General features: G+C 44.5%; 22 protein-coding genes, 5 pseudogenes and 1 riboswitch. Of the genes and pseudogenes, 11 read left to right on the top strand and 16 right to left on the bottom strand.

Annotation, left to right across the window (positions count from 1 at the left end; translation table 11 throughout):
- Positions 1-63 precede the first annotated feature (63 nt).
- A complete protein-coding gene (locus DXA05_RS14785) occupies positions 64-1428 on the top strand; it encodes a TolC family protein (protein ID WP_128859312.1) in 1365 nt (454 codons plus the stop codon).
- Between the two features lie 126 nt (positions 1429-1554).
- Here the strand turns inward: DXA05_RS14785 and DXA05_RS14780 are convergent, their stop codons facing one another.
- The 8 genes and pseudogenes from DXA05_RS14780 to DXA05_RS14745 form a co-directional block, all read right to left on the bottom strand.
- Positions 1555-2094: a hypothetical protein gene (locus tag DXA05_RS14780; protein WP_249225896.1), complete on the bottom strand. Its 540-nt coding sequence runs from the start codon at positions 2092-2094 to the stop codon at positions 1555-1557.
- 26 nt (positions 2095-2120) lie between these two features.
- Entirely contained in the window at positions 2121-2315 is a 195-nt protein-coding gene (locus tag DXA05_RS14775; protein ID WP_004317307.1) for a hypothetical protein, read from the bottom strand.
- 148 nt (positions 2316-2463) lie between these two features.
- Positions 2464-3330: pseudogene (locus tag DXA05_RS14770) on the bottom strand (Rpn family recombination-promoting nuclease/putative transposase).
- 270 nt (positions 3331-3600) lie between these two features.
- On the bottom strand, positions 3601-4638 hold the full coding sequence (locus tag DXA05_RS14765) for a DUF4373 domain-containing protein (RefSeq protein WP_128859310.1): 1038 nt from the start codon (positions 4636-4638) through the stop codon (positions 3601-3603).
- 47 nt (positions 4639-4685) lie between these two features.
- On the bottom strand, positions 4686-5129 hold the full coding sequence (locus tag DXA05_RS14760) for an N-acetylmuramoyl-L-alanine amidase (protein ID WP_009038703.1): 444 nt from the start codon (positions 5127-5129) through the stop codon (positions 4686-4688).
- A complete protein-coding gene (locus DXA05_RS14755; RefSeq protein WP_117684042.1) occupies positions 5126-5881 on the bottom strand; it encodes an HNH endonuclease in 756 nt (251 codons plus the stop codon). The genes DXA05_RS14760 and DXA05_RS14755 overlap by 4 nt, the downstream gene beginning before the upstream one ends.
- Before the next feature lie 108 nt (positions 5882-5989).
- Complete coding sequence (locus DXA05_RS14750; RefSeq protein WP_229127526.1) at positions 5990-6235, bottom strand: hypothetical protein; 246 nt, start codon at positions 6233-6235, stop codon at positions 5990-5992.
- Positions 6236-6272: 37 nt separating this feature from the next.
- A complete protein-coding gene (locus DXA05_RS14745) occupies positions 6273-6617 on the bottom strand; it encodes an SH3 beta-barrel fold-containing protein (protein ID WP_008770759.1) in 345 nt (114 codons plus the stop codon).
- Between the two features lie 240 nt (positions 6618-6857).
- On the opposite strand from DXA05_RS14745, the gene DXA05_RS14740 reads away from it, so the two are divergent.
- On the top strand, positions 6858-7340 hold the full coding sequence (locus DXA05_RS14740) for a hypothetical protein (protein ID WP_128859309.1): 483 nt from the start codon (positions 6858-6860) through the stop codon (positions 7338-7340).
- 328 nt (positions 7341-7668) lie between these two features.
- On the opposite strand, the gene DXA05_RS14735 is transcribed toward DXA05_RS14740, so the two are convergent.
- On the bottom strand, positions 7669-7941 hold the full coding sequence (locus DXA05_RS14735) for a DUF4248 domain-containing protein (protein ID WP_128859308.1): 273 nt from the start codon (positions 7939-7941) through the stop codon (positions 7669-7671).
- Between the two features lie 366 nt (positions 7942-8307).
- On the opposite strand from DXA05_RS14735, the gene DXA05_RS14730 reads away from it, so the two are divergent.
- The 6 genes and pseudogenes from DXA05_RS14730 (at position 8308) to DXA05_RS14710 (ending at position 15493) form a co-directional block, all read left to right on the top strand.
- The gene (locus tag DXA05_RS14730) at positions 8308-8820 is read left to right on the top strand and encodes an HU family DNA-binding protein (RefSeq protein WP_049702164.1); all 513 of its coding nucleotides are present in this window, start codon (positions 8308-8310) and stop codon (positions 8818-8820) included.
- A gap of 584 nt (positions 8821-9404) precedes the next feature.
- Positions 9405-10288: pseudogene (locus tag DXA05_RS14725) on the top strand (Rpn family recombination-promoting nuclease/putative transposase).
- 308 nt (positions 10289-10596) lie between these two features.
- Positions 10597-10786: riboswitch (cobalamin riboswitch) on the top strand.
- Positions 10787-10796: 10 nt separating this feature from the next.
- Positions 10797-13154, top strand: a pseudogene (locus tag DXA05_RS14720) (anaerobic ribonucleoside triphosphate reductase).
- Positions 13118-13210, top strand: a complete 93-nt coding sequence (gene nrdD / locus DXA05_RS28410; protein WP_347812606.1) for an anaerobic ribonucleoside-triphosphate reductase — start codon at positions 13118-13120, stop codon at positions 13208-13210. Before DXA05_RS14720 ends, nrdD begins: the two are co-directional and overlap by 37 nt.
- Positions 13211-13404: 194 nt before the next feature.
- Entirely contained in the window at positions 13405-13863 is a 459-nt protein-coding gene (nrdG, locus tag DXA05_RS14715) for an anaerobic ribonucleoside-triphosphate reductase activating protein (protein ID WP_004313428.1), read from the top strand.
- 235 nt (positions 13864-14098) lie between these two features.
- Positions 14099-15493: an MFS transporter gene (locus tag DXA05_RS14710; protein WP_128859307.1), complete on the top strand. Its 1395-nt coding sequence runs from the start codon at positions 14099-14101 to the stop codon at positions 15491-15493.
- Positions 15494-15576: 83 nt separating this feature from the next.
- Here the strand turns inward: DXA05_RS14710 and rseP are convergent, their stop codons facing one another.
- The 7 genes and pseudogenes from rseP to tsaB form a co-directional block, all read right to left on the bottom strand.
- Entirely contained in the window at positions 15577-16932 is a 1356-nt protein-coding gene (gene rseP, locus DXA05_RS14705; RefSeq protein WP_004317003.1) for an RIP metalloprotease RseP, read from the bottom strand.
- Between the two features lie 124 nt (positions 16933-17056).
- A pseudogene (locus DXA05_RS14700) lies at positions 17057-18223 on the bottom strand (1-deoxy-D-xylulose-5-phosphate reductoisomerase).
- 97 nt (positions 18224-18320) lie between these two features.
- Positions 18321-19181, bottom strand: a complete 861-nt coding sequence (locus DXA05_RS14695; RefSeq protein ID WP_004317001.1) for a M23 family metallopeptidase — start codon at positions 19179-19181, stop codon at positions 18321-18323.
- Positions 19182-19320: 139 nt separating this feature from the next.
- Positions 19321-19872, bottom strand: a complete 552-nt coding sequence (rimM, locus tag DXA05_RS14690) for a ribosome maturation factor RimM (protein ID WP_004317000.1) — start codon at positions 19870-19872, stop codon at positions 19321-19323.
- Positions 19869-21173, bottom strand: a complete 1305-nt coding sequence (murA, locus tag DXA05_RS14685) for a UDP-N-acetylglucosamine 1-carboxyvinyltransferase (protein ID WP_087317904.1) — start codon at positions 21171-21173, stop codon at positions 19869-19871. The genes rimM and murA overlap by 4 nt, the downstream gene beginning before the upstream one ends.
- A gap of 150 nt (positions 21174-21323) precedes the next feature.
- Complete coding sequence (locus tag DXA05_RS14680) at positions 21324-21935, bottom strand: DUF4290 domain-containing protein (RefSeq protein WP_004316998.1); 612 nt, start codon at positions 21933-21935, stop codon at positions 21324-21326.
- Positions 21936-21964: 29 nt separating this feature from the next.
- Positions 21965-22654 carry a tRNA (adenosine(37)-N6)-threonylcarbamoyltransferase complex dimerization subunit type 1 TsaB gene (gene tsaB, locus DXA05_RS14675; protein ID WP_004316997.1) on the bottom strand — a complete coding sequence of 230 codons (690 nt, stop codon included), beginning with the start codon at positions 22652-22654 and terminating at the stop codon, positions 21965-21967.
- An 89-nt stretch (positions 22655-22743) separates the two neighbouring features.
- On the opposite strand from tsaB, the gene DXA05_RS14670 reads away from it, so the two are divergent.
- The 3 genes and pseudogenes from DXA05_RS14670 to nadD all read left to right on the top strand — a co-directional run.
- Entirely contained in the window at positions 22744-23622 is an 879-nt protein-coding gene (locus DXA05_RS14670; protein WP_004316996.1) for a YicC/YloC family endoribonuclease, read from the top strand.
- Between the two features lie 186 nt (positions 23623-23808).
- Positions 23809-24378, top strand: coding sequence for a guanylate kinase (gene gmk / locus DXA05_RS14665; RefSeq protein ID WP_008641270.1), 570 nt, complete (start codon positions 23809-23811; stop codon positions 24376-24378).
- A gap of 208 nt (positions 24379-24586) precedes the next feature.
- Positions 24587-25159: pseudogene (gene nadD, locus DXA05_RS27695) on the top strand (nicotinate (nicotinamide) nucleotide adenylyltransferase); the annotation flags it as partial.
- Between the last annotated feature and the right edge of the window lie 12 nt (positions 25160-25171).

Here is a 25171-nt window from a genome sequence, read left to right as displayed (position 1 = left end):
CATTTAATTAGGATACAGTGAATCTGTCCTCCTCATTAGTTTATATCATAAATTTATAGTTGAATGAGAAAAATAATAATTCTGTCCGCAGCAACACTCGTTTTGAGCAGTTGCGGTATCTATAATAAATACAAACCGGTATCGGAAGTCCCCGAAGGACTTTACGGCAGCGAGTCAGTGGCCGCCGCCGATACGGCAAACTTCGGCAACCTCTCGTGGCGGGAGGTCTTTACCGATTCGTCTTTGCAAAACCTGATTGATTCGGCACTCGTGCGCAACACCGATATGCAGACTGCCCACTTGCGTGTGAAAGAAGCGGAAGCTACCTTGCTGACGTCCAAACTGTCTTATCTGCCTTCTTTATTCCTTGCGCCGGAAGGAGTTGCCAGTAGCTTCGACCGTGGAAAGGCGACGCAGACTTACTCTCTGCCCGTGACCGCTTCGTGGGAACTGGATATTTTCGGAAAAGTGACCACCGCAAAACGTCGTGCGAAAGCCGCTTACGAACAGAGCAAGGAATATGAACAAGCCGTAAAGACACAATTGGTGGCATCCGTTGCCAACACCTATTACACTTTGTTGATGCTCGATTCGCAATATGAGATAGCCGTTGCCACCGAAGCTGCGTGGAAGGAAAGCGTGAACGCCACCCGTGCCATGAAAAAAGCCGGTATGGTGAACGAGGCGGGACTGGCGCAGACGGAGGCCACTTATTATAATATATGTACCACCGTGCTCGACCTGAAAGAGCAAATCAACCAGGCGGAGAATTCACTGGCGTTGTTGCTGGCTGAAACTCCCCATGAGATACAGCGTGGCAAACTGGGAAACCAGCAGTTGCCGGAAAACTTCTCCGTAGGTGTTCCCTTGCAGATGCTTTCCAACCGTCCCGATGTGCGTAGCGCAGAATTCTCGTTGGCACAGGCTTTCTACACCACAAATGCCGCCCGTGCCGCTTTCTATCCTTCCATCACGTTGAGTGGCAGCGCAGGCTGGACCAACAGTGCGGGTAGCATGATTGTCAATCCGGGTAAGTTTCTGGCTTCCGCCGTAGCTTCTCTGACGCAGCCTCTATTTAATAAAGGCGCCAACATCGCCCAACTGAAAATAGCGAAAGCCCAACAAGAGGAAGCCCGCCTTAGCTTTGAGCAAACCTTGCTGAATGCAGGTGTGGAAGTGAACGAGGCACTGGTACAGTATCAGACTGCCCGCGAGAAAGCCGACTACTATGACAAGCAGGTAGCCTCTTTGCAAACAGCCGCCAAGAGCACAAGCCTGTTGATGAAGCATGGCAACACCACTTATCTGGAAGTGCTGACGGCACAACAGACGTTGCTCAACGCGCAACTGTCACAAGTGGCGAACCGCTTTACCGAAATTCAGGGTGTGATTACGTTGTATCAGGCTTTGGGTGGTGGCCGTATGTAGGGAGGTATGTTTAAAATGGATGGCATCCGTTACATTGACTAACATTTGGTACCTGATCATTTGAATGTTTGTGTATGAAGAGAAAGAGGTGGGCTACCCTGTGAAGGGGAACTCACCTCTTTTGTTTTAGCTGTCTATGTCATATAGGTTAAGAAGGGTTTCTTTAATTCTGTCTTTTTTTCTCTCTATATCAGAACACTCTTTTTTGTTTACCATCAGGTAAGAACTGATTTCTATAAATTCGTAATGTTCAAAACGTTCTTTACCAAATAATTGGGTAGCCATGTTTTTGTATAATCTGAACCTTTGATTGTTGGCTCTTCCTTCTATTTTGTTAGATTCTAAATCTAAACTTTGAGCACCATTTATCACAAATGAAGCTAGTGGGAATTTTTGTAAAATGAGAGGGACAATGCTGGCACAAGTCATAAATATACGTAGAGTTTCTGTATAGTTGTGCATTTTGAGAATTCGGTTATATTTATTATCGAGCTTTTTGTCTCTGGCAGCATAAAACTTGATGGCAAAAATATCATTGGTAACTTCAACCCTGACAATGTATTTTAGTCTTTGACAGATATCTTTTCTGTTTGAGTAGAATTTATAAATATATGCAAAATCAAAAGCGTCACCAACATTTGGTGACGCTTTTTGAATAAATATCATCTTATAAGGCCTTATATTATCCAGCATTACGGTACAAGTCTTATACTTGTATTTACAGGAATATTTGTTTCGTTTACACGATTCCCGTTTCCGACAATTTTTTTGAGAGACACAGTTTTATATTCGCTTATTGATTTCCATCCAAGTCTCTCACCTTTGCTCTTTTTGGTGTTGTTAGCAGCCAATGAAGCTTCTTTCTGTTTTTTTAAACTGTTTCCCATAATTAATGTCTCCTTTAGAGCTATGCCCCAAATATCTGTTTTGGAACGTAATAATGTTATTACTCCGCAAAAATAACAAATATATTTGCAAGAGAGGGTGGCTGATTGTGGATTGATGAGTGCTTTTAACTTCTTTTGTCTAATTACTCTATAACTCTTCGATCATGCTTAAAGGTAAATCAGTACATTCGGCAATAGATTGGTTGTCTATCCCTTTGGCTTTCATGTTCCGGGCTATTTGTAGTTGGGCTTTTTGGGCGCCTTCTTTCATCCCTTTCTCCATCCCTTTCTCCATCCCTTCTTTCATCCCTTTTTGTTCAGCTGCATCCATTGTCACCAAATAATCGCGGTACACCTTGACGCTATTGTCGTATCGCTCCCTGTCTTCCGGAGACATAGAAGCCACATCAGCGATATCTTCCAATTTCTCGAAGACAGCTTTTCGTGCCTTGAACGGCATGCGTTTTAAAGTTTCCATATTATTCAATATATAAATCCAACGTTCAAAATTCGTTTCGCATTCCTCTTCGTTTTTGTTGAAGAGCGGGAGGGCGATAAAGATTTCCCGAAACTTATCCGAGAAAAGTTCTCTTGTTTCCCTGTCACTTAGAATAACATCCGTGCGGAGTTTTATGTTCTTGTCGATGATGAAATTCATCAAGAAACCCCGTATACGCTTTTATGTCAAACTTCCATTCATTGCCTGCCATTCCTTGATTGACGATGGCACGAGACAAATAATAAATCGAGCGTTCTTTGAAGTTGCTTTGCATACGATTCTGCATTTCAACGATAATTTTTTCGCCCGTCTCCGTGGTGCAATACACGTCATAGATGATGCCTCGCCCTTCCGGATATAATGGCAATTGCTCATTATTCAAAACTGTAAGTCCGTTATCACTCGTTCACCTTCGAGCAGGTCGTTCAGAAATTCGATTAGTAACTCTTTAGACACTTCTCTGCCGAATATTAATTTGAATCCGTAGTCGGTGAACGGATTGATAAATTTGCTCATTGTTTTAGGTGGTTTCTTTTTTATGTTTTGTTTTGCAAAGAGACGTTTCTCTTTATACCTAAAAAAGAGGCTTTTTCTTCGTACTACAAAGGTACGATAATTCTTGGTTTTCTATCTTTTTGCGGCAAAAATAAAGTGCTTCCCTGTTTTTTTTTGTTGTGTTTGGCACTCCTGTTCTTTATTGGGTGTTCGTATTGTGTTTCCTTGTTTTACATTCTGTTTGATGTCCGCACTATGTGTTTCGTTTTTATATTCAGACTTTTTCCCGGTTTATCTTCCCCTGATTAGCTTTTTCAGTGTCCCGTTGTATGTGTTCTCAAATTCCGTCGGATGATTGAGCGCCCAAAGAATGTAATCACCCGGTTCGTTCTTTTTGAGTAGGGTAGGGCGGTATTGGGAACTAAGGATTTTCCATAAAATCCCGCCGGGACCTCCCAGTTCTTTACGTCGGGCAAGGGCGGCAATCGCTTTCACTGTCTGTTCGTTCCGAATACCGATTGTTTGCATATTTAGTAGAAGTATAGCTTCCGAACCCCCTCCCGTTTGCATCCCTTCCGAAATCGTTTTCGGAGCTGTTTCTAAGACTGTTCCCGGAGCTGTTTCAGAAATTGTTTCAGAAACCGTCTCCGCAATAGATTCCGTTTTTTCTCTTCCAATCGATTTATCCAAAGACAAACCCTCTACAACGACAGGCGAAGCCTGAAAAACGCTGTTTGACGGAACGGGCGGCATTATCCTCTCATTCTCTTTTTGGCATTTTCCTTGTCTCTCTGTCTCTTTGTCTTTTTTGATTTCAGATTTGATCTCATTTTCCATATCCATTTCCTGTTTACCTTTGATATCTGTATCCGTTTCCTCTTTTGTTTGTGGCATTGTTGTAGCAAAATCATGGGATTCTGTTACATCTTTAAAATCTTCCTTGATAAGCCAGAAATGTTCCAGAGGTAATTTGTATTTTCTCCGGCTGTCGGTGATGATTTTATGATATTGTTCCTGAATGGCCTGTGAAGTCAATACACCGTACTCCTTATATATAAGATCGTCGAACAGCCCCACCGCCAGGCAATCATCAATAATGGCCTGCATTTCCTCCTCCCCGCAACACGCTTCCTGGGCGATGTCGAAGAGCGTGTCTTTGTTCCACGAAATATAATAACCTTTCTCTTTATAAATGAGGCAAAGCAGTGAAGTGAGCGCAGCAATCCCTGCCGCATGGTGGCGACAGGAGATGCGGCGTACTTTTCTGTCCTGCAGAAAATTGACATCGAGGGGAAAATAATCTAATCCGGGTTTGGAAATGCGGGCCATGATGATAAATTACTGATTGTAAATAATTGATAATAAATAACTGATAATTATTGAATAAACTCCGCTTTTACATCGAAGCAGGGGCAGGATTTTATATACTCGTTCGGTGAGATAATACCGTCTCCATTAAGATCGGGACTGGTGTCCCGATGTCCTATCACCTGTTGCAGAGAAGGGAAGACAAGGCGCAAATCTTCTACCAGCCGGACAAGTGCTTCACGCTGCGCTTCCGTTCGTGTGTCGGCAGGCCGACCGTTCCTGTCCAGTCCGCCAATGTAGCAGATACCGATAGACCGATGATTCCATCCCGTGCAATGCGCTCCGTCGAGGGCAACATCCCTTCCCGGTTCAACCGTGCCGTCGAGACGGACGACGAAGTGATAACCGATAGAACGGAAGCCGCGTTGACGATGCCAGCGGTCGATGTCGGCAGCGGTAAAATCCTGTCCCGCACGAGTGGCGGAACAATGGATGATGATGGTGTCTCTCATTGTGAAATCCTCCTTTCTTGTTTGCGTATAGTAGGGGAGGTGAATCCGAAGGCGGCAGCCTCCTCTGCAGACAGTTGACGGTAATATTGCTTTGTCACCGAGTGGTGCACCGGAGTGAAGGGAGCGTGAATCGGTGGTACAGCCGTATCCGTTATTGCCAATGAGTTTAAAAAGACAGGCAGTTGTGATAAAGCCGATGAATTGGCAAAGGGAACTTTCATGAAATCGTTTCCCCGATGTTGCCTTGCACGTAGGTTATGTAGCCATACACGATCCGGATGTTTCAGTTGCAGGATGAGCCAGTGTTGGTGTGACGGTTTCAGACGTTCCTCTCTGCCCATTTCTTTCATAGACGGATAGGCACGTAAAATGATTCCTTTCGCATCCGTTACGGCGCAGGGAGTTTTGCGGGAACCTGTTCCGGTGGGGCGTAATCCTGTGCGGATGGCGTGCATCGTGTTGGTGTATGCATCGCACCATTCAAGGTTTGACACGTGGTTGTTCATTGTGTTTCCGTCAAGGTGGTTTATTTGCGGCAGATGTTTCGGGTTCGGAATAAATGCTTTGGCAATTAAGCGGTGGACGTTGTAATCGGTACAAATTCCTTTATTCAGGAGTGATACCGTTTCATAACCGGTTCCGATGATTTTAGTGCAAAGAATTAACTTCGATTTGCCCTTGAAACTCAATACCCGCCCATGATCTGAAATCATATAGTCGGGGTTTTCTTCAATAAATCTCCAATTTTCCATACTTGATACTGATAAATGTTAATAAAATTATACTCTGTTAAAAAATAGTCGCTTCTCTGAATTTGGCAAGGAGAAACGGCGTTTCCTGCATCTGTTAAACGGCGCTTCCTAGTGTGGAAAAGCGGCGTTTCTTGTATGTGTTAAACGGCGTTTCTTGCTGTCTTCATCTTGCTCTGTAGGAGGTTCGAGCCGTTCGGCACAGTGAATGAGAAATTCTAATTCTTCCCGGCAACCTTGAATCGCTTCTTGCAGGGAGTCTACATTATACTGTCTGCAAAGAGCTTCCCACTCTTTTCGTTCTTGCTGATTCATTCCTTTTTCTTGTAGGTTCATTTTCTTTTTCAGTAGATTCATTCTTTTTCCTGCAGGTTCATCCTTTTTTCCTGTAGATTCATTCCACTTCGATATCCAGAAAATTTTCAGCATGAAAGGTGCGCCAGCCTTTGGCATCGATGTCGTAATAGACGACAAATGTGTTCTCCGGTTTTGGTGTGTACGGGCGGCGGAAACTATGTTCGTAGCCGATGAGTGTACCGGTGGCACGACGGATGGTTCCATCCTGCTTGGTATATCGGAAACAGACGTTTCCGTGATGCATTTGTCGGATAAGCTTTCCTATCCGGTGAGCCGTGACGAGTGCATCGTGTCGGCTCATGCCATTACTTTGCCGGATGACAGCGGCCTGCTTCATAAGCCGTATCCGTTGAAGTGAATGATTCTTTTTGATTTCAGTCATTTTTTTATTCGGTTTATTTTTGATTACGGTGGCAAAGGTAGAAGATGAGTTGCGTAAAGGTTGTCCAAGCTTGACGCATAAAAAGAATGGATACGAATGTGTCATGCTTGAATGAGTCGATGCATTAAAAGATTCGACCCATATTTGAATTTATTCATGGAATAAGAACGAATGTGTCATGCTTGAACACAAATGTTAAAAGAAATATCGGACTTTTGTGGAATATTATAAAAATAAATTATGAAAATGGTAAATAAGAAATTTAAAGTAAAAAGTAGGGATAAACAGAGTAAAACAACCGGTGTCCGTCATAGTGACGACGATGTGAAGAAAGCGGTGGTGGATCGCATTTTTAAGATAGAACAGTTGAATAATATTCCGGAAGGCTATGTGGCGAACAATTCGAATTGTTCGCGTTCTTCAATAGGACGTATATGCAAATGTAAATTTGACGGTCAGAGTCCTATCCCCGATTGGACAACTATTCATAATTATTCTGCTTGTATCATTGGAGAGTCTGAATTTATTCCCGGATTTCCCGAAGTATTGTGTCAAATTTTAAATCTAATTGTTGACGATTCGGCAGATATAGACTGCACGGTGGATAATGACTGCCATATAGACATTGAAATTCGGTTTCATACCTCCAAAAAACTGGTTAAGGATCCTACGGAAAAGGAAGGAGATAAGGAGATAGGGAGAAAGAGGAACAATAAAAAGTAGAATTAAAGATGAAAATAGAAGGAATGGACCGATGACGCGGCTGCTGTTGGCTTTCGTCGGAGGTCACCGCCGATTTAATGAAACCGTCGGGAGAAGAACCCTCGGAATAAAGCGGCTTCGGGCGATATTTTTGCCCGGTTATGAATTTATCTTTTAGACGCGGATAACGGACGCGGATTTTTAAATAGCTGTGCAGCTTTAAAAATCCGCGTCATCCGTGTCTAAAAAATTACTAGTATGCTGAAGGGAAATCCTGCTCGGACACTACGATGGCAAATATCCATTTAAATCACTCTATTTTCATTCTTTTCCGTGCCGTATTTGTTTTTTAGGGTTCTCCCAAAAACTTGAAGAATAGTCCAACTTGAGCCGGAGTAAGTAAGATTGCCTTTTCGCTGTAGCCGGTTTGGGCGAGTGCGGCTTGTAATGCCGTATTTTGGGCAATCCAACTGCGGAGGGTGCGGCGTGCCGAGGCAGGCTGTATGTGAGGCAGATAAAGTGTGGCCAGCTGACTTTTGCTGTAAGTCTGTATGCGGGTAGAGTTTGCCGTCTCCGGCATTTCTTTTGGGCTGACGGAGGTTGCTGTTGTTTCTGTTTTCATTGTCGGTACTTTCTATTATTAGTAGGTGTTCATAATTCGTTTATATCATAATTCGTTTATATCATAATTTAGGCACGGATTACTCCTAAAAAAATAGCCATTAATCAGTGACAGGAACTTATCTGTTTCTTTTAAGTTTATTCTGTGTGAATGCGAAGATACGCTTTTTTATGCCAAGTGGTTCTGCTTTGTACAGAAGCCTCTGTTGGCATAGCTTGTGTAGAAATTGTGCCTTTGGGTTGTCTCTTGTGACGAGTTGTCACATTGTGTTCCTTTGCTTTTTTCCTTTCCTATACTTTTGCCTTCGTAATCGGTTACAGATAGAATTTATTCATTAATCATTAAAAAGAAGAAAGGAAAAAAAGTATGCCATTAATTTACAAACCGTATCAGGCAACGCTTGCCAACAAGGAAGGACAGAAACTTTATTATCCCCGTCTGGTGAAATTCGGGAAAATGGTCAATACGCAGAAAATGGCGGAATTGATTGCAGAAAAAGCCTCGCTGACAGCGGGTGATGTTCATAACGTTATTCGTAACCTGATGTCGGTGATGCGTGAACAGTTGCTCAATAGCCGCACGGTGCGCCTCGAAGGCTTGGGGACGTTTACTATGATTGCCAAGGCAAACGGGAAAGGGGTAGAGTTGGAAAATAAGGTCAGCAGTTCGCAGATCACTTCATTGCGTTGCCAGTTTACGCCCGAATACACTCGTGCCGCCAACGGAAGTGCTACCCGTGCGTTGACCACCGGAGTGGAGTTTGTGCACATCAAGGATGTAGCGGGTTCGTTTGTGGCCGACGATGTCATTGACAAAGACCCGGATGACGATAATAAACCTGGTGGTGGAAGCGGAGAAGCGCCGGACCCGGCAGCTTAACCGGTAACTTGACTGTCAGCCGGACACGACCGACGGTTGACGGTTGACAGTCAAATCCCAACGGATATATAAACGGATCCCAACGGACATAAAACGGATTATTAACTTTTAAAAAGAAAACGGATGAGACTATTATTGGAGAAGTTGCTGGATATTCTTGAAGCAGTTCTGCGTTTCCGCCACCGGAGAAACGGCAAGGCAGAAAAGGATTAGCTAGCTGGAAAAGGCTTGGCATACCTGAAAAAAAAGGTATGAAACGGAATGACGTAAAAACATAGAACGTGCCGTCTGCACGTAGCTCGCGGAACAAGTAAAAAAAACGTGTAGCAACTCATAGAGTAAACATAAGTAAGGAGCAAGTAAAGAAGCTGTCTCGAATGGACGAGGCAGCTTTTCTTTTTTTCGTATTCCGAAAATACTTTTTCGGAAATATGGCGGAAACGAGAATTTTGATGATAATTTTTTTAAGACAGAAATATTTCTGAATGAGGCAGCTTTTTTTGTATCCATTTATTTTCTTCTATTCTTGACCGTATTCAACAAAAAAACTCTATCTTTGTTTTATAATTGAGACACAGCATATAATGGGAAGATTTATCAATCCCTTTACCGATTTTGGCTTTAAGTTTTTATTCGGCAGAGAGGTAGAAAAGGAGTTGTTAATCGACTTCTTGAACGATTTGCTCGTAGGCGAGCACGTAATCACCGACATCAGGTTCCTTAACAACGAACAGCCGCCGGAAGTAAAAACAGAACGAGGTCTTATCTACGACATCTATTGCGTAACCGATACCGGTGAACGTATTATCGTAGAAATGCAGAACCGGGAACAGCCTTATTTTAAAGATCGTGCCCTCTTCTATCTTTCTAGGGCCATTACGCAGCAAGCGAAAAGGGGAGTTTGGAACTTCCAGTTGGATGCCGTGTACGGAGTGTTCTTCATGAATTTCGTGATGGATAAGGATATGCCTCTAAAATCAGAACGGACATCGTTCTTTCTGACAGGGATACGGGGAAGCTCTTCAGCAACAAGTTCCGGCAGATTTTTATCGAACTGCCGAACTTCAACAAAGAAGAGGATGAATGTGAAAATGATTTTGAACGCTGGATTTATATACTAAAGCATATGGATACACTTGACCGGATGCCTTTCAAGGCTCGCAAGGCCGTCTTCGAGCGACTTGAAAAGTTGGCTTCCAAAGCAAATATGACCCAGGAGGAAAGAGCCCAGTATGAAGAAGAATGGAAAGTTTATAACGATTATTTTAATACGTTGGACTTTGCTGAACAGAAAGGCTTACAAAAAGGATTACAGAAAGGATTACAGAAAGGATTACAGAAAGGATTACAGAAAGGCTTGCAAAAAGGTAAAGAAGAAACAGCTCGTAATTTGAAAGAATTAGGTGTGGCTGACGATATTATTATGAAATCTACCGGGCTTTCGAAAGAAGAAATAGAAAAATTATAATTTCTTTCATTCTATTGGAAAGAAAGGTTTTGTCGAAAGTGAAAAAATAGTCTATAACTTATGAAGCAAACGATAGTTGTGGAGACTTTTAACACATCCTTTTTTCGCTTAACACATCCTTTTTTCGCTAAGGGTAAAGTATCTAAAAACTATATATGTCTTTGGGGTGAAATAAACGAATTTGGAATATTATCCACGTTAAAATCAGAAAAAAGTTTTCCGTTTTGGAAAACTTTCTGTATCAGCGAGAAAGAATAGTTTCCCGAAATTTAATGTTAAAAGCTAACCAAGCTATGATATAATCTCCTATCTTTGTATCCGGTTTCGGAACTAAAAAGAGGTTTAGTCAATGAGGGAACGCTGTGCAAATCGGCGACAGTACCCGCTGCTGTAATTCTCTAAGAATCCGCACAATAGGCCACTGCATCGATGCCGGTGTGGGAAGGTGTTGCGGGGGAGGGATAAGTCAGAAGACCTGCCGAAGAGATTTTCTATTTTTAATTTATTAATGCTTTCGGGAGTTAAAGTTATGAACTACGCGGAAATTTGTATCATCAAACGTGATGGTAAAAGAGAAGATTTCTCTATCAGTAAGATTAAGAATGCAATCAGTAAAGCATTCAGTGCAAGTGGAATTCAGGATGAGCAGCAGTTGGTTGCTGACATCACCATGAATGTTATCAGTCAGTTTGCTACCCCCACGATCACCGTAGAAGAGATTCAGGACTTGGTAGAAAAGTCGTTGATGAAAGTGCGGCCGGAAGTAGCGAAGAAATACATCATCTATCGCGAATGGCGGAATACGGAGCGTGATAAGAAAACCCAGATGAAACAGGTGATGGACGGCATTGTGGCTATCGACAAGAACGATGTCAATTTGAGCAACGCCAACATGAGCAGTCACACGCCTGCCGGGCAGATGATGACGTTCGCTTCCGAAGTAACTAAAGATTATACCTATAAATACTTGTTGCCGAAACGTTTTGCCGAAGCGCACCAGTTGGGAGACATTCACATCCACGACCTGGATTATTATCCGACAAAGACGACAACCTGCATCCAATATGATATGGATGACCTCTTTGAACGCGGTTTCCGCACAAAGAACGGTAGCATCCGCACCCCGCAAAGCATCCAAAGCTATGCTACGCTGGCTACTATCATCTTTCAGACCAACCAAAATGAGCAGCATGGCGGACAGGCGATTCCGGCTTTCGACTTCTTCATGGCAAAAGGAGTGGCCAAATCTTTCCGCAAGCATCTGGCATCGTTCATCAACTTCTATGTGGCTATGGAAAACGGAAATCAGGCCGATGAAAAATCCATCCGCACGTTGATTAAAGAATACCTTCCGTCTATCAAGTCCACCGAGGCCGAACGCGAAACATTGCGCATCGCTCTGGTCGCTTTACAGATCATTATAGATAAAGAACACCTTGCCCGCATCGTCGAAAAAGCCTACCAACAGACCCGTAAAGATACACATCAGGCAATGGAAGGATTCATCCACAACCTGAATACGATGCATTCTCGTGGCGGTAACCAAGTGGTATTCAGTTCCATCAACTACGGAACGGACACTTCTGCCGAAGGCCGCATGGTGATCGAAGAACTGCTGAAAGCTACCATTGAAGGCCTCGGCACCAGAGGAGAAGTGCCCGTATTCCCTATCCAGATATTCAAGGTGAAAGACGGCGTTTCTTACTCGGAGAAAGACTTTGAGAAAGCAATGAAAGCGGAGAACATCGAAGAGGCAATGACCGACAGTTACGAGGCTCCCAACTTCGACTTGTTATTAAAGGCTTGCCAGACTACTGCGAAAGCGTTGTTCCCGAACTTCATGTTCCTCGACACACCTTTCAACAAGAACGAGAAATGGAAAGCCGACGATCCGCAGCGTTACATTTACGAACTGGCAACAATGGGTTGCCGTACCCGTGTTTTTGAAAATGTGGCCGGAGAAAAATCTTCTTTAGGACGTGGCAATCTTTCGTTCACCACACTGAATATGCCAAGACTGGCTATCGAAGCCCGTATCAAAGCGGAAAATCTGGTAGAAGATGAACGCAACAAGGACGCCATCGAACAAAAAGCAAAAGAAATTTTCATCGAATCTGTACACCAAATGTCTGCGCTCGTAGCCGACCAGCTTTACGAACGTTATCAGTATCAGCGTACGGCCCTGGCACGCCAGTTCCCGTTCATGATGGGAAATAATGTGTGGAAAGGCGGTGGCGAACTGAATCCGAACGAACAGGTAGGAGACGCCTTGCGCAGCGGTACACTGGGGATCGGATTTATCGGCGGGCATAACGCGATGGTGGCTCTCTACGGACAAGGTCACGGACACAGCCAGAAAGCATGGGACACGCTGTATGAAGCGGTGATGGAAATGAATAAAGTGGTAGACGAATATAAAGAGAAATATAACCTGAACTACTCCGTTCTGGCTACTCCTGCCGAAGGACTTTCGGGACGTTTCACGAAAATGGACCGCCGGAAATATGGAAAAATCCCCGGAGTGACAGATCGCGACTATTACGTCAACTCTTTCCACGTAGACGTGAAAGAACCGATCAGCATCGTTGAGAAAATCAAGCGTGAAGCTCCGTTCCACGCTATTACACGCGGCGGACACATCACGTATGTGGAGCTGGACGGTGAAGCGCAGAAGAATGTGCGTGCCATTGCCAAGATTGTGAAAGTGATGCACGACGAAGGAATTGGATACGCTCTATCAATCACCCGGTAGACACTTGTCATAACTGTGGTTACAAGGGGGTTATCTTCGATAAATGCCCTGTATGCCAGAGTGAAAGTATTCTCCGTATGCGCCGTATCACCGGTTATCTGACGGGCGATTTAAGCTCTTGGAACTCTGCCAAACGGGCAGAAGAGAAGGACCGTGTAAAACATTTGTAGAATAAATGTTTGATAATTGATGAATGGATAATGAACGGTGCTTGATGAAAGCGTTACGGTTCATTATCCATTATTCGGTTATTGCTTGCAGCACGTTACTCTCATCTTGTACTGTTCTGTAACGAGTATTTATTCCACATTTATATGGTTATCATCCATTCTCAAATCTTTATTTTTCATTAGCTATTAAAGAAGTGAATTTACTAGGAACTTATTCTGAAACGATCGTTGACGGTGAAGGTATCAGGTATTCTATTTATCTTGCCGGCTGCTCCCATCATTGTCCCGGTTGCCACAACCCGGAGAGTTGGAATCCGGGAGCAGGGGAAGAACTGACGGAGGAGAAAATACAGTCCATCATCCGTGAAATCAAAGCGAATCCTTTGTTGGACGGCGTTACTTTTTCCGGCGGTGATCCGTTTTTTCATCCGGAAGCGTTCCTGCTTTTACTGAAACGGGTGAAAGAGGAAACAGGGATGAACGTGTGGTGCTACACCGGATACACATACGAAGAAATTAAGGCGCAGCCTCGTTTGAGTGCCGCTCTTGATTATATTGATGTATTGGTGGACGGACGCTTCGAACAGGCTCTTTTCTCTCCATATCTGGAGTTCAGGGGAAGCAGTAATCAGCGGATTTTGAAGCTGAAGTAAATGTAATTCGACATTTAGAGTAAGTTGAATCCAGTAGTTGAGCACTAAAAAAACTTATTTTTCAAAGGAAACAAAAACACCTGTACCGTTGTTTTGTTTACCTTTACGAAACCAAGTGAATCATTTTTCATCACAGAGTAACGCGGTGCTTTTTGGTAGCCGGTGGGGCTTGCGTCTGTGTTTGTGTCTGCTTGATGGTGAAGAAATAAACGACTACTTACAAGAATAAGTTTTTATGGTACAACCAATAAATCCAACTCAAAAAAACGATGAGACCGATGGCTTGCCAATGCCTAAACGTATTTGGGCGGTGGTGTCTGTCGGCTTTGCTCTTTGTATGTCAGTACTGGATATTAACATCGTCAATATCGTACTACCTACACTTTCACATGATTTTGGGACTTCTCCCGCTGTAACCACCTGGATTATCAACGGCTATCAGCTGGCCATCGTTATATCGCTACTGTCTTTTTCCGCTTTGGGTGAAATCATCGGTTACCGGAAAGTCTTTCTTTCGGGCATCGGATTGTTTTGCGTCACTTCATTGATCTGTGCCTTGTCCGATTCGTTTTGGACTTTGACGGTTGCCCGTATCTTTCAAGGGTTCAGCGCTTCCGCCATCACTAGTGTGAATACGGCACAGCTGCGTTACATCTATCCGAAGAGCCAGATCGGGCGGGGGATGGGGATCAATGCAATGGTAGTCGCTATATCGGCTGCCGCCGGACCATCTGTGGCGAGCGGTATTCTTTCCATTGCCAGTTGGCACTGGTTGTTTGCCATCAATGTGCCGTTAGGACTCACTGCATTGCTTCTCGGCATCAAACATCTGCCACGACAGGAGGAGCGTACGAAACGTAAATTCGATTACATCAGTGCCATCGCGAATGCGGTCACTTTCGGTCTGCTCATTTACACGCTGGACGGATTTGCCCACCATGAGAAAATGGACTTCCTTTTCATTCAACTGATTGTGTTGGCAGTGGTCGGTACCTACTACGTGCGCCGGCAACTGACGCAGACCACTCCGCTGCTCCCTCTTGATCTGCTGCGGATTCCGATTTTCCGGCTGTCCATCCTGACTTCCATCTGTTCTTTCATAGCACAAATGACAGCGATGGTTTCTTTGCCTTTTTTCCTCCAGAACACTTTGGGACACAGCGAAGTCATGACCGGACTTCTACTCACACCGTGGCCGTTGGCTACGCTTGTCACGGCTCCGTTGGCAGGATATCTTGTCGAGCGCATCCACCCCGGTATCTTGGGAAGTGTCGGGATGGCTCTGTTTGCCGTCGGACTTTTCTCGCTTTCCAGTCTGACTGCCGAGTCGTCCGATATTAGTATCATTCTGCGTTTGATGCTGTGTGGTGCAGGATTCGGATTGTTCCAGACACCGAACAACAGTACGATTATCTCTTCCGCTCCTACGCAACGTTCGGGCGGAGCCAGTGGTATGTTGGGAATGGCCCGCCTGTTGGGACAGACCACCGGGACAACATTGGTCGCATTACTTTTCAGCTTCGTTGCTCATGACCGGAGTACGGCTGTCTGCCTTATGGTAGGAAGTGGATTTGCTGTTGTGGCGGCTATCGTCAGCAGCTTGAGACTATCGCAGCCTTCCACTCTATAAAAAAAGTATCCCGGATGAGAGAGGAGTGAATACCTGTTCTCATCGGGATTGTTTTTTATGTTTTTCTTCTGTCGTTTGGTCTGTTAGAAGAAGAACCTTAGAATATCGTTGAAGTTAGCCCATATCAACAGACCGAAGAGTAGAATCATACCGGTCATTTGAGCGTATTCCATAAATTTGTCGCTCGGTTTGCGGCGAGCTATCATCTCGTAGAAGAGGAAGAGCACGTGGCCGCCGTCCAATGCGGGGATAGGGAGGATATTCATGAAAGCCAGAATGATGGAAAGGAAGGCTGTCATATACCAGAACTGGTGCCAATCCCATGTAGCAGGGAAGATACTGCCGATTGTTCCGAAGCCACCTAGCTGTTTGGCTCCTTCTTTCGAAAAGAGGTATTTCATGTTTCCTACATATCCTTTCAGGGTTTTTACGCCGAGGGAGACACCTGCCGGGAAGGATTCGAAGAAAGTATATTCTTTTTTCACCATAGGGAGCAGGCGGTCTGTGACGAGACAGGCGGTTACACCCATCAGGTAGGCGGAGTCTACACGCATATTCAATGTGTCGGTTACGCCGCCACGCACATAGGTCAGTGTAATCAGGCGCGGATCTATGCTGTCTTTGAGCAGGGTTTCCGCGTTTTTCTTACGTTCTGCCATCGCTTCTTTGAAGTCGGAGAAAGAAATCGGTGTTCCGTTCAGGGCGATAATGCTGTCGCCTGGTTGGATGCCTGCTTGTGCGGCAGGAGAATTCACCATCACACTGTCTATCACATACGGGAAACGGTAGGAGGCAAAACGGATGCTGTCTGCCAGAAGGCGTTGCATCAAGTCTTCAGGGATATAAACGGAGGCTTTCGCACCGTTGCGGATAACGCTTACTTCGCGGGCGTCGGCAATCTGGCTCAACATATCGCCGTCATAACGTTCAAAAGGAACGCCGTCGGCAGAAAGAAGGATGTCGCCGTCCTGAAAACCTACGGATTTGGCTGTTTCGTTGAAATCCATACCGAGAGGAGCTTCCTGCACCTTTATATATTGGTCGCCCCACGCAAATAGAATCATCGAGTAGATGAACAGGGCCAACAGAAAGTTGAACAGTACGCCACCCACCATGATTAGCAGACGTTGCCACGCCGGTTTGGAACGGAACTCCCACGGTTGTTCGGGTTGTTTCATCTGCTCGGTATCCATCGACTCGTCAATCATACCGGCTATCTTGACATAACCGCCCAATGGCAGCCAACCTACTGCATATTCTGTGTCACTTTTCTTGGGCTTGAATTTAAACAGGGTGAACCAGGGGTCAAAAAATAAGCAGAATTTTTCTACACGCACCTTAAACAAACGGGCAAAAAGAAAATGCCCGCCTTCATGAATGATAACGAGCAAAGATAAGCTCATAATCAATTGCAGGGCACGAATCAAAAATGTTTCCATATAGTCTATTTACAATTTAAAGCCTTCACTGGATTCTCTGCCAAAGAGAAGATATAAAGGCTATTTTCAATTTATATTAATACTAATCAATTTCTCTATTTTCTTTATTCCTCTACGAAATGAATTATATCAGACTTGCTGCTATCTTTCTTGCTTCCGCATCGGTAGCCACATAATCATCGTAGGTCGGGTTGGCAATGAAGGTGGCCCGTTCCATTGTTTTCTCTATCACGTCGCTCATGCCGAGGAAGCTGATGCCGTCTTTCAGGAAAGAGGCTACCACTACTTCATTGGCGGCATTAACGATGCAAGGCATGTTCCCTCCGCGATACATCGCTTCGTAAGCGAGTGCCAGATTGCGGAAACGTTTCGTGTCGGGTTGCTCAAACGTCAGGTTCGTGCATTTGGAGAAATCGAGCCTGTCGAAAGAAGAACTGATACGGTCGGGATAGGAGAATGCATACTGGATGGGCAGGCGCATATCGGCATGCCCAACTGTGCTTTTACAGCTCCGTCTTCAAACTGCACCATCGAGTGAATGACTGATTGCGGATGCACAACCACCTCAATCTGACTGGGTTGAACACCGAACAACCATTTGGCTTCGATCACTTCAAAACCTTTATTCATCATAGAAGCAGAGTCAATCGTGATTTTTGCTCCCATTTCCAATTGGGATGTTTCAAGGCCTGTGTCTTAGTCACGGACTTCAATTGTTCCAAAGTGTAAGTGCGGAACGGACCTCCGGAGCAGTCAATATCACTTTCTCAATCGGATTGCCCACTTCTCCCGCTAAACACTGAAAAACGGCGGAGTGTTCAGAGTCTACCGGCAGAATCGGAGTGCGATATTGTTGTGCCAGCTGGTTAATCAGTTCACCTGCTACTACCAATGTTTCTTTATTTGCCAACGCAATCGCTTTCTTGGCACGGATCGCGTTGATTGTCGGCTTCAGTCCGGCATAACCGACCATGGCTGTCAGTACCATATCAATAGGACCTGCTTCCACAATCTGACAGATAGCGTCGGTCCCTGCATACACCTTGATAGGCAGGTCGCTCAATGCTTCTTTCAGTTCGGAATACTTTTCTTCGTTGGCTATCACTACCACTTCCGGCTGGAACTTCCGTGCCTGGGCAATCAGTAGTTCCACACGGTTGTTGGCTGTCAGTGCGTATGCTTCGTACAGGTCGGGATGCTCTTCGATGACTTGCAAAGCCTGCGTCCCGATAGAACCTGTGGAGCCTAGAATAGCTATTTGTTTTTTCTTTTTATTAGTCTCTATATTCATTTTATCTATTTCTTCCTATTTTGTTGACAAACATATCATCGCTGATTATCACTTATATCTCATCACTCGCCATATCTCATCATTCATCATTGATAACCTAAAAAACAATGTATTTTTCCGGATTTACCGGATGACCTTTATACCAAAGTTCGAAGTGCAGGTGCGGCCCTGTACTAAGTGTTCCGCTATTTCCTACCAGGGCGATGGCTTCGCCTCCTTTCACCCGTTCACCTTCCTTTTTCAGGAGAGAGCCGCAGTGTTTGTAGATCGAAATTAAATCCTGGTTGTGTTGCACGCCAATCAGATAACCGGTTTCAGCGGTGTATGTACTAAGGATGACGGTTCCGTCCATGGTTGCCAGTACGCTTTCGTTGGGATTGGCGGCAATGTCAGTGCCGTAATGTTTCTTTTCGGCATTGAAGTGGTCGGACACCATGCCTCGTGTCGGACGGTATAATATCAATCCGGTCACGTCCGGTTGGGAAGTGATGGAGGTCAGATTGTATTTTTCATTCTCCTCATATTGGCGGCGGAATTCTTCTTCCCGCTTGGTTCGTTCCATCAACGTGTCTTCACGGGCAGCAGTCAGCGAATCAAGCGTTTGCACGCTGTCGATAGGCACTTTCCCGCTGAAAATGTCCTGAATATTCATGATGTAGAGGTTCTGCTTGTTGAGCACTTGTTGCAAAGAGTCTACACGCAGCGCATTATCTACAATCTGTGTACGGACTTCACTGTTCATATATCCCGGAAGATAATTGCGCAACGGGGTGAAAGTAATGATGCAGGAAGCAATCAGGAAAAGCACTGCCAGCACGCAAAGTAAAACGGATAGTCCATTGAGCTTGGATACACGAAGTCCGACAATTTCTTCAAGTGTATTTTCATTAACGATCGTTAGTTTATACTTGAACTTGAAATTTTTCCAGAAAGCTTTACTTCGTCTTCTCTTTGGCATCTTTGGTAATTAAAGATTAAAAATTAAACTATTAAAAGGGGCTGCGGCCGGACTAATCTTTGTTTTGCCACGGATGACACGGCTTCCCAGTGAATTTTGATTAATGAAAACCGTGGAATCTGTGTCATTCGTGCCTGATTTATCCGGGAGCTGTGTCATCCGCGTCCAACTCCTCCAGATTGAGTAACCCTTCGGGAAGTTCCACGGTGATGAGTTTCTGTTTCTGATCTATTCCTACGATAAATTCCTCTTGGGCGGGAACGAGTAGTTCCTCTTCTTCTCTTTCAACCACAAAAAGGGTGTTTACCGTAGTGTTATCTACATCTATCACTTCTCCCAGAGGTCCGTGATGAATGTCTTCCATTTGGAAACCGATAAAGAAGTTCCAGGACAATTCGCCGTCTTCCGCTTCTTCCGCATGCTTTACGGGGAAGTAAACTTCGATGTTGGTGAACATTCTGGCACGTTCGGCGGTGTCTATTCCTTCCAGTTTTACCAAAGCGGTGGAGTCGGAACGGAAACGGTACTCTTCAATGAAGAAGGGCACGAAAATACCGTCGAGCAGGCATATCAGATAATCGCAGTCCACACGGTCGAAAATGTCGTCCGTAAACGTAAACTGCAATTCGCCGTGAATACCATGCGGTTTATTGAATAATCCTATCTTATATACTTCTTCTTTCTTTATCATATTCGGGTGATTCTGGCTCCGATAGCGTTCAGACGTCCTTCGATGTTCTGATAACCACGGTCTATCTGTTCGATGTTACTAATGGTACTGGTTCCTTCGGCGCTCATGGCGGCAATCAGAAGGGCGATACCGGCACGTATATCCGGTGAAGTCAGGCGGGCACCGCGCAACTTGAAGCCATGATTGTGTCCGATGACTACGGCACGGTGAGGGTCGCAGAGGATGATCTGTGCACCCATATCGATTAACTTGTCCACAAAGAACAGGCGGCTTTCGAACATCTTCTGATGGATCAGTACGCTGCCTTTGGCTTGTGTGGCTACAACGAGCATCACACTAAGCAAGTCGGGAGTCAGTCCCGGCCAGGTGGCGTCGGCTATCGTCATGATGGAGCCGTCGATGAATGATTCTATCTGGTAGGTTTCCTGTGCGGGAACATAAATGTCATCTCCTTTCTGTTCGAGCTTGATGCCCAGGCGGCGGAAGCTCTCGGGGATGATTCCAAGGTTCTCGTAAGAAACGTTCTTAATGGTAATTTCGCTTTTTGTCATGGCTGCCATACCGATAAAACTGCCGACTTCAATCATATCGGGCAATACGGTGTGTTGCGCGCCATGCAATTCTTCCACACCTTCAATAGTAAGCAGGTTGGAGGCAATTCCGCTGATTTTCGCTCCCATCCGGTTGAGTAACCGGCAGAGTTGTTGCAGGTAAGGTTCGCAGGCAGCGTTGTAGATGGTAGTAGTGCCTTTGGCAAGCACGGCAGCCATTACGATATTGGCTGTTCCGGTGACGGATGCTTCGTCCAGCAGCATATAGCTTCCTTGAAGTCTGTCGGCTGTTATTTCATAAATGCCCCGTCCTTCATCATAACGGAAGTCCGCTCCTAAATTCTGAATACCTACAAAGTGGGTGTCCAAACGGCGGCGACCGATTTTATCTCCTCCCGGCTTGGATATCAACGCTTTGCCGAAACGTGCCACCATAGGGCCAATTAGCATGACAGAGCCTCGCAGACTGGAGCATTTCTTTAAAAACTCATCGCTTTCCAGATAAGCCAAGTCTACATTCTCTGCTTTAAAACTATAAGAATCAATGCCTTTCTTTGCAACCGTCACTCCCATCTCGCGCAAGAGCTGAATCAAGTTGTTGACATCAAGAATGTCAGGTATATTGTTCACTGTTACCTCCTCAGCGGTTAGCAATGTGGCACAGATTATCTGCAAAACTTCGTTTTTAGCTCCTTGCGGGTGAATCTCTCCGCAAAGCCGATGTCCTCCTTCGATTACAAATGAAGCCATTAATTAAAGTATTAAGTGTGATTAAAGTATTAAGTATCAAGTGTTAAGTATTAACCGTACGGTATCGCACGCTAAGTAAATAAGTAAAAGAAATCCAACCAGTGCCAACAAATGGCTGCGATTAATACTTAATACTTATTTCCTATTTTCTTAGTATCTTCTCTTGTTGTTCTGACGATTGTTGGTATAGTTCGTCTTCGGACGATAGTTCTGGTTCAGGCGTTCTGCCATCAGCCGGACGATATCGTCAGTCATTTGGAGTTCCCCGTTGGAGAGTTCGTACAGGTCTTCGGCGATCTTTTTGTCGTCCACTGTATCTTTGTTCCATGCCAGGTAGTCCTTCTTCATGTGGTTGCAGATGAGGGCAATCAGGTTTCTCTTTTCGTTTCCTTCGGGGAATTCGATTGCTTTCTTTATCAGCACTTCCAGTGTGCGTCCGTAGTGGCGATAACGCATACGGGCAGTGGAGTAGGGGATCGGATCCGGACGGGTCACCAAGTTGTCCTTACGGATGATTTCATACGGGTAGTCAATATCCAGCTCAAAACCGGACATGATAGCCAGATGATCCCAGAGCTTGTGCTTGAAGTCGGGCACATCACGCAAATGGGGGAACATATTTCCCATAATGTTGATGATGGTGTTGGCACAACGCTGACGTTCTGCACGATCCTGAATGGTCAACGCATAATCTACCATGTTCTGGATGCTACGCCCGTATTCGGGAAGCGGCATTCTTTTCTGTTGAGTATTGTATTGCATTTATTTAATTGAAAGTTTAAAATTAAAAATTAAAGAAGTTTTTTTGGCATGGAAGCAACGAATTCTTTCAGGTAGAAAGGTTCGAAGTAAGCCACGTCTTTATAATCTTCGTCGGCTATTGCTTTTTCTGCCAGCGGGAACATCATTTTAGCCAACGGGTGAATATTGTCGATAAAATGTGCGTTCGGATGCGTGATCTGTTCGCGGCATTTGTCGGCCCCGTTTCCAAAGAAATAAACCGGCTGCTCGTTCAGAAACTCCAAGTAAGAGTTTTCGTCTACAATATCGGCAGCTACTGCACGTTTCACCTGAAGTCTGCGGTCATAAACGGCTGCGTATACTTCCATGCGGCGGGCGTCGATCATCGGACAAAGCAAAGCGTCCTCGGGCAAGTCGTGATACAACAACACCGGAACAGTCAATACTTCCAGCGTCGGAATACCGATCAATGGGACGTTACGTCCGTAACAAACTCCTTTCGCCATAGAAACCCCGATTCGAAGTCCGGTATAAGAACCCGGCCCGCAACTCACTGCGACTGCATCCAAAGGGATGGCATGACTGTCTATGAAAGACAACGCTTCATCTACAAAAACTCCTAAAGACACGGCGTGTGAAGGGCCTTTCAAATCTTCTTTCACAAAAATCGTCTGTCCGTCTTGACTGGCCGCTACCGAGCAAACAGAGGTAGAGGTTTCAATATTCAGTATACACGACATAAAAATCAGCTTATTAAATTGTCGCAAATTTACATGATTATTTCCAATTCTTAAAATATTCGTGTACTTTTGCACAAAACTTTAAGGTTATGATACAGTCTATGACAGGATACGGCAAAGCTACGGCCGAACTTCCTGATAAAAAAATAAATGTAGAAATCAAGTCGCTCAACAGCAAGGCAATGGATTTATCCACTCGCATCGCTCCGGCGTATCGTGAAAAAGAGATTGAAATCCGTAATGAGATTTCTAAAGTGCTGGAACGTGGAAAGGTTGATTTCAGCCTGTGGATCGAGAAGAAAGAAACGGCAGAAAATGCGACTCCTATCAATCAAGTATTGGTGGAAGGTTACTACAAACAGATTTTGGCAATCTCGCAGAATCTTGGTATTCCTGTTCCTGCCGACTGGTTTCAGACATTGCTCCGTATGCCGGATGTGATGACTAAAACGGAAATCCAGGAACTGACCGACGAGGAATGGAAAATGGTGCATGCCACTGTGCTCGATGCTATCAGTCATCTGGTAGATTTCCGCAAACAGGAAGGTGCTGCACTGGAAAAGAAGTTCCGTGAAAAGATCGCCAATATCTCAAGCCTGCTCGAAAAGATCGCTCCTTACGAAAAAGAGCGTGTGGAAAAAGTGAAAGAACGCATCACGGATGCTCTCGAAAAGACATTAAGTGTGGATTACGACAAGAACCGCTTGGAGCAGGAATTGATCTATTACATTGAGAAACTGGATGTCAATGAAGAAAAACAACGCCTTAGCAACCATCTGAAATATTTCATCAGTACAATGGAAAGCGGTAACGGACAAGGTAAGAAACTTGGTTTTATCGCCCAGGAAATGGGTCGGGAAATCAATACGTTAGGTAGCAAGTCCAATCATGCCGAAATGCAGAAAATCGTTGTTCAGATGAAAGATGAGTTGGAGCAGATTAAGGAGCAGGTGTTGAACGTGATGTAATTTACTCACAATAAATTCATTTACGATAATTCATTTACGATTAGACGATTTACGATGTGCGATTGAAGTTAGTATTGCGAAATAATAGTGTACACATTTGGGTATTTATAAATTCAAAAAGTAATATCAACCGTACATCGTAAATCGTCTAATCGTAAATAACTTAATGTCAAATAAACTTTAATAATGACCGGTAAACTAATTATTTTCTCTGCCCCGTCAGGTTCGGGCAAATCTACTATTATCAATTATCTGCTGACGCAGAATTTGAATCTTGCGTTTTCTATTTCTGCTACCAGCCGTCCTCCGCGTGGGACGGAGCAGCACGGAGTGGAATATTTCTTTCTTACGCCGGAGGAATTCCGTTGTCGCATTGAGAACAACGAATTTTTGGAGTATGAGGAAGTATATAAGGACCGTTATTACGGAACGTTGAAGGCACAAGTGGAAAAGCAACTGGAAGCAGGTCAGAATGTTGTGTTTGACGTTGATGTGGTAGGTGGATGTAATATCAAGAAGTTTTATGGTGACCGTGCGTTGTCAGTGTTCATTCAACCGCCTTCGGTGGAAGAATTACGTTGCCGGTTAGAAGGGCGCGGAACGGATGCCCCGGAAATCATTGAAAGCCGTATTGCTAAGGCGGAATATGAATTGGGCTTTGCTCCGCAATTCGATTGTGTGATTGTCAATGACGATTTGGAAGCAGCGAAGGCAGAAGCGTTGAAAGTAATCAAAGAGTTTTTAGCCGAAGAATAAGACTTGAGAATGTACAAGAAGAATTGTAACACCCGAAAATGGATGTATCTGTGTGCCGTCACCGGTGTGATGAATCTTCTTGCTTTTATTGTATGCCTTTATTTTCAACAATGGTTCATAAGCGGCATTGCGCTACTTCTCACAATCAGACAAGCTATTGTTTTACCGAAGTGGAGAAAGAAAATAAAGCAAGAAAGAATAGCGGAAAATGAATCAAGTTAAAACAAGAAAAACCGGAATCTTCAGCGGGTCATTCAATCCGATTCATATCGGGCATCTCGCTTTAGCCAATTACCTTTGTGAGTATGAAGGGTTGGATGAAATATGGTTTATGGTAAGTCCGCAGAATCCTTTGAAAACGAAGGTAGAGTTATGGAGCGACGAGCTTCGTCTTCAATTAGTGGAGTTATCCATCAGTGATTATCCTCGTTTTCGAGCTTCAGACTTTGAATTTCATTTGCCCCGTCCTTCGTATAGCGTATATACACTGGAAAAACTTCGTGAAACGTATCCTAACCGGGAATTTTATTTCATTATCGGTTCCGATAATTGGGAACGTTTTGGACGCTGGTATCAGTCCGAACGCATCATTAAAGAGAATCAACTCCTCATTTATCCTCGTCCCGGCTTTCCGGTAAAAGAAGAGGAATTGCCGGAAACCGTGCGTCTCGTTCATTCCCCTGTTTTTGAAATCAGTTCCACTTTTATTCGGGAAGCCTTGAGTGCAGGGAAAGATATTCGTTACTTCCTGCATCCGAGAGCTTGGGAGCTATTAAGAAAGATAATATACGCC

Source organism: Bacteroides sp. AM54-2NS (assembly GCF_003602935.1).
Taxonomy (GTDB): Bacteria; Bacteroidota; Bacteroidia; order Bacteroidales; family Bacteroidaceae; genus Bacteroides; species Bacteroides xylanisolvens.
The sequence above is the reverse complement of the archived record's forward strand: the minus strand, read 5'-3'. Positions and strand labels throughout refer to the sequence as shown.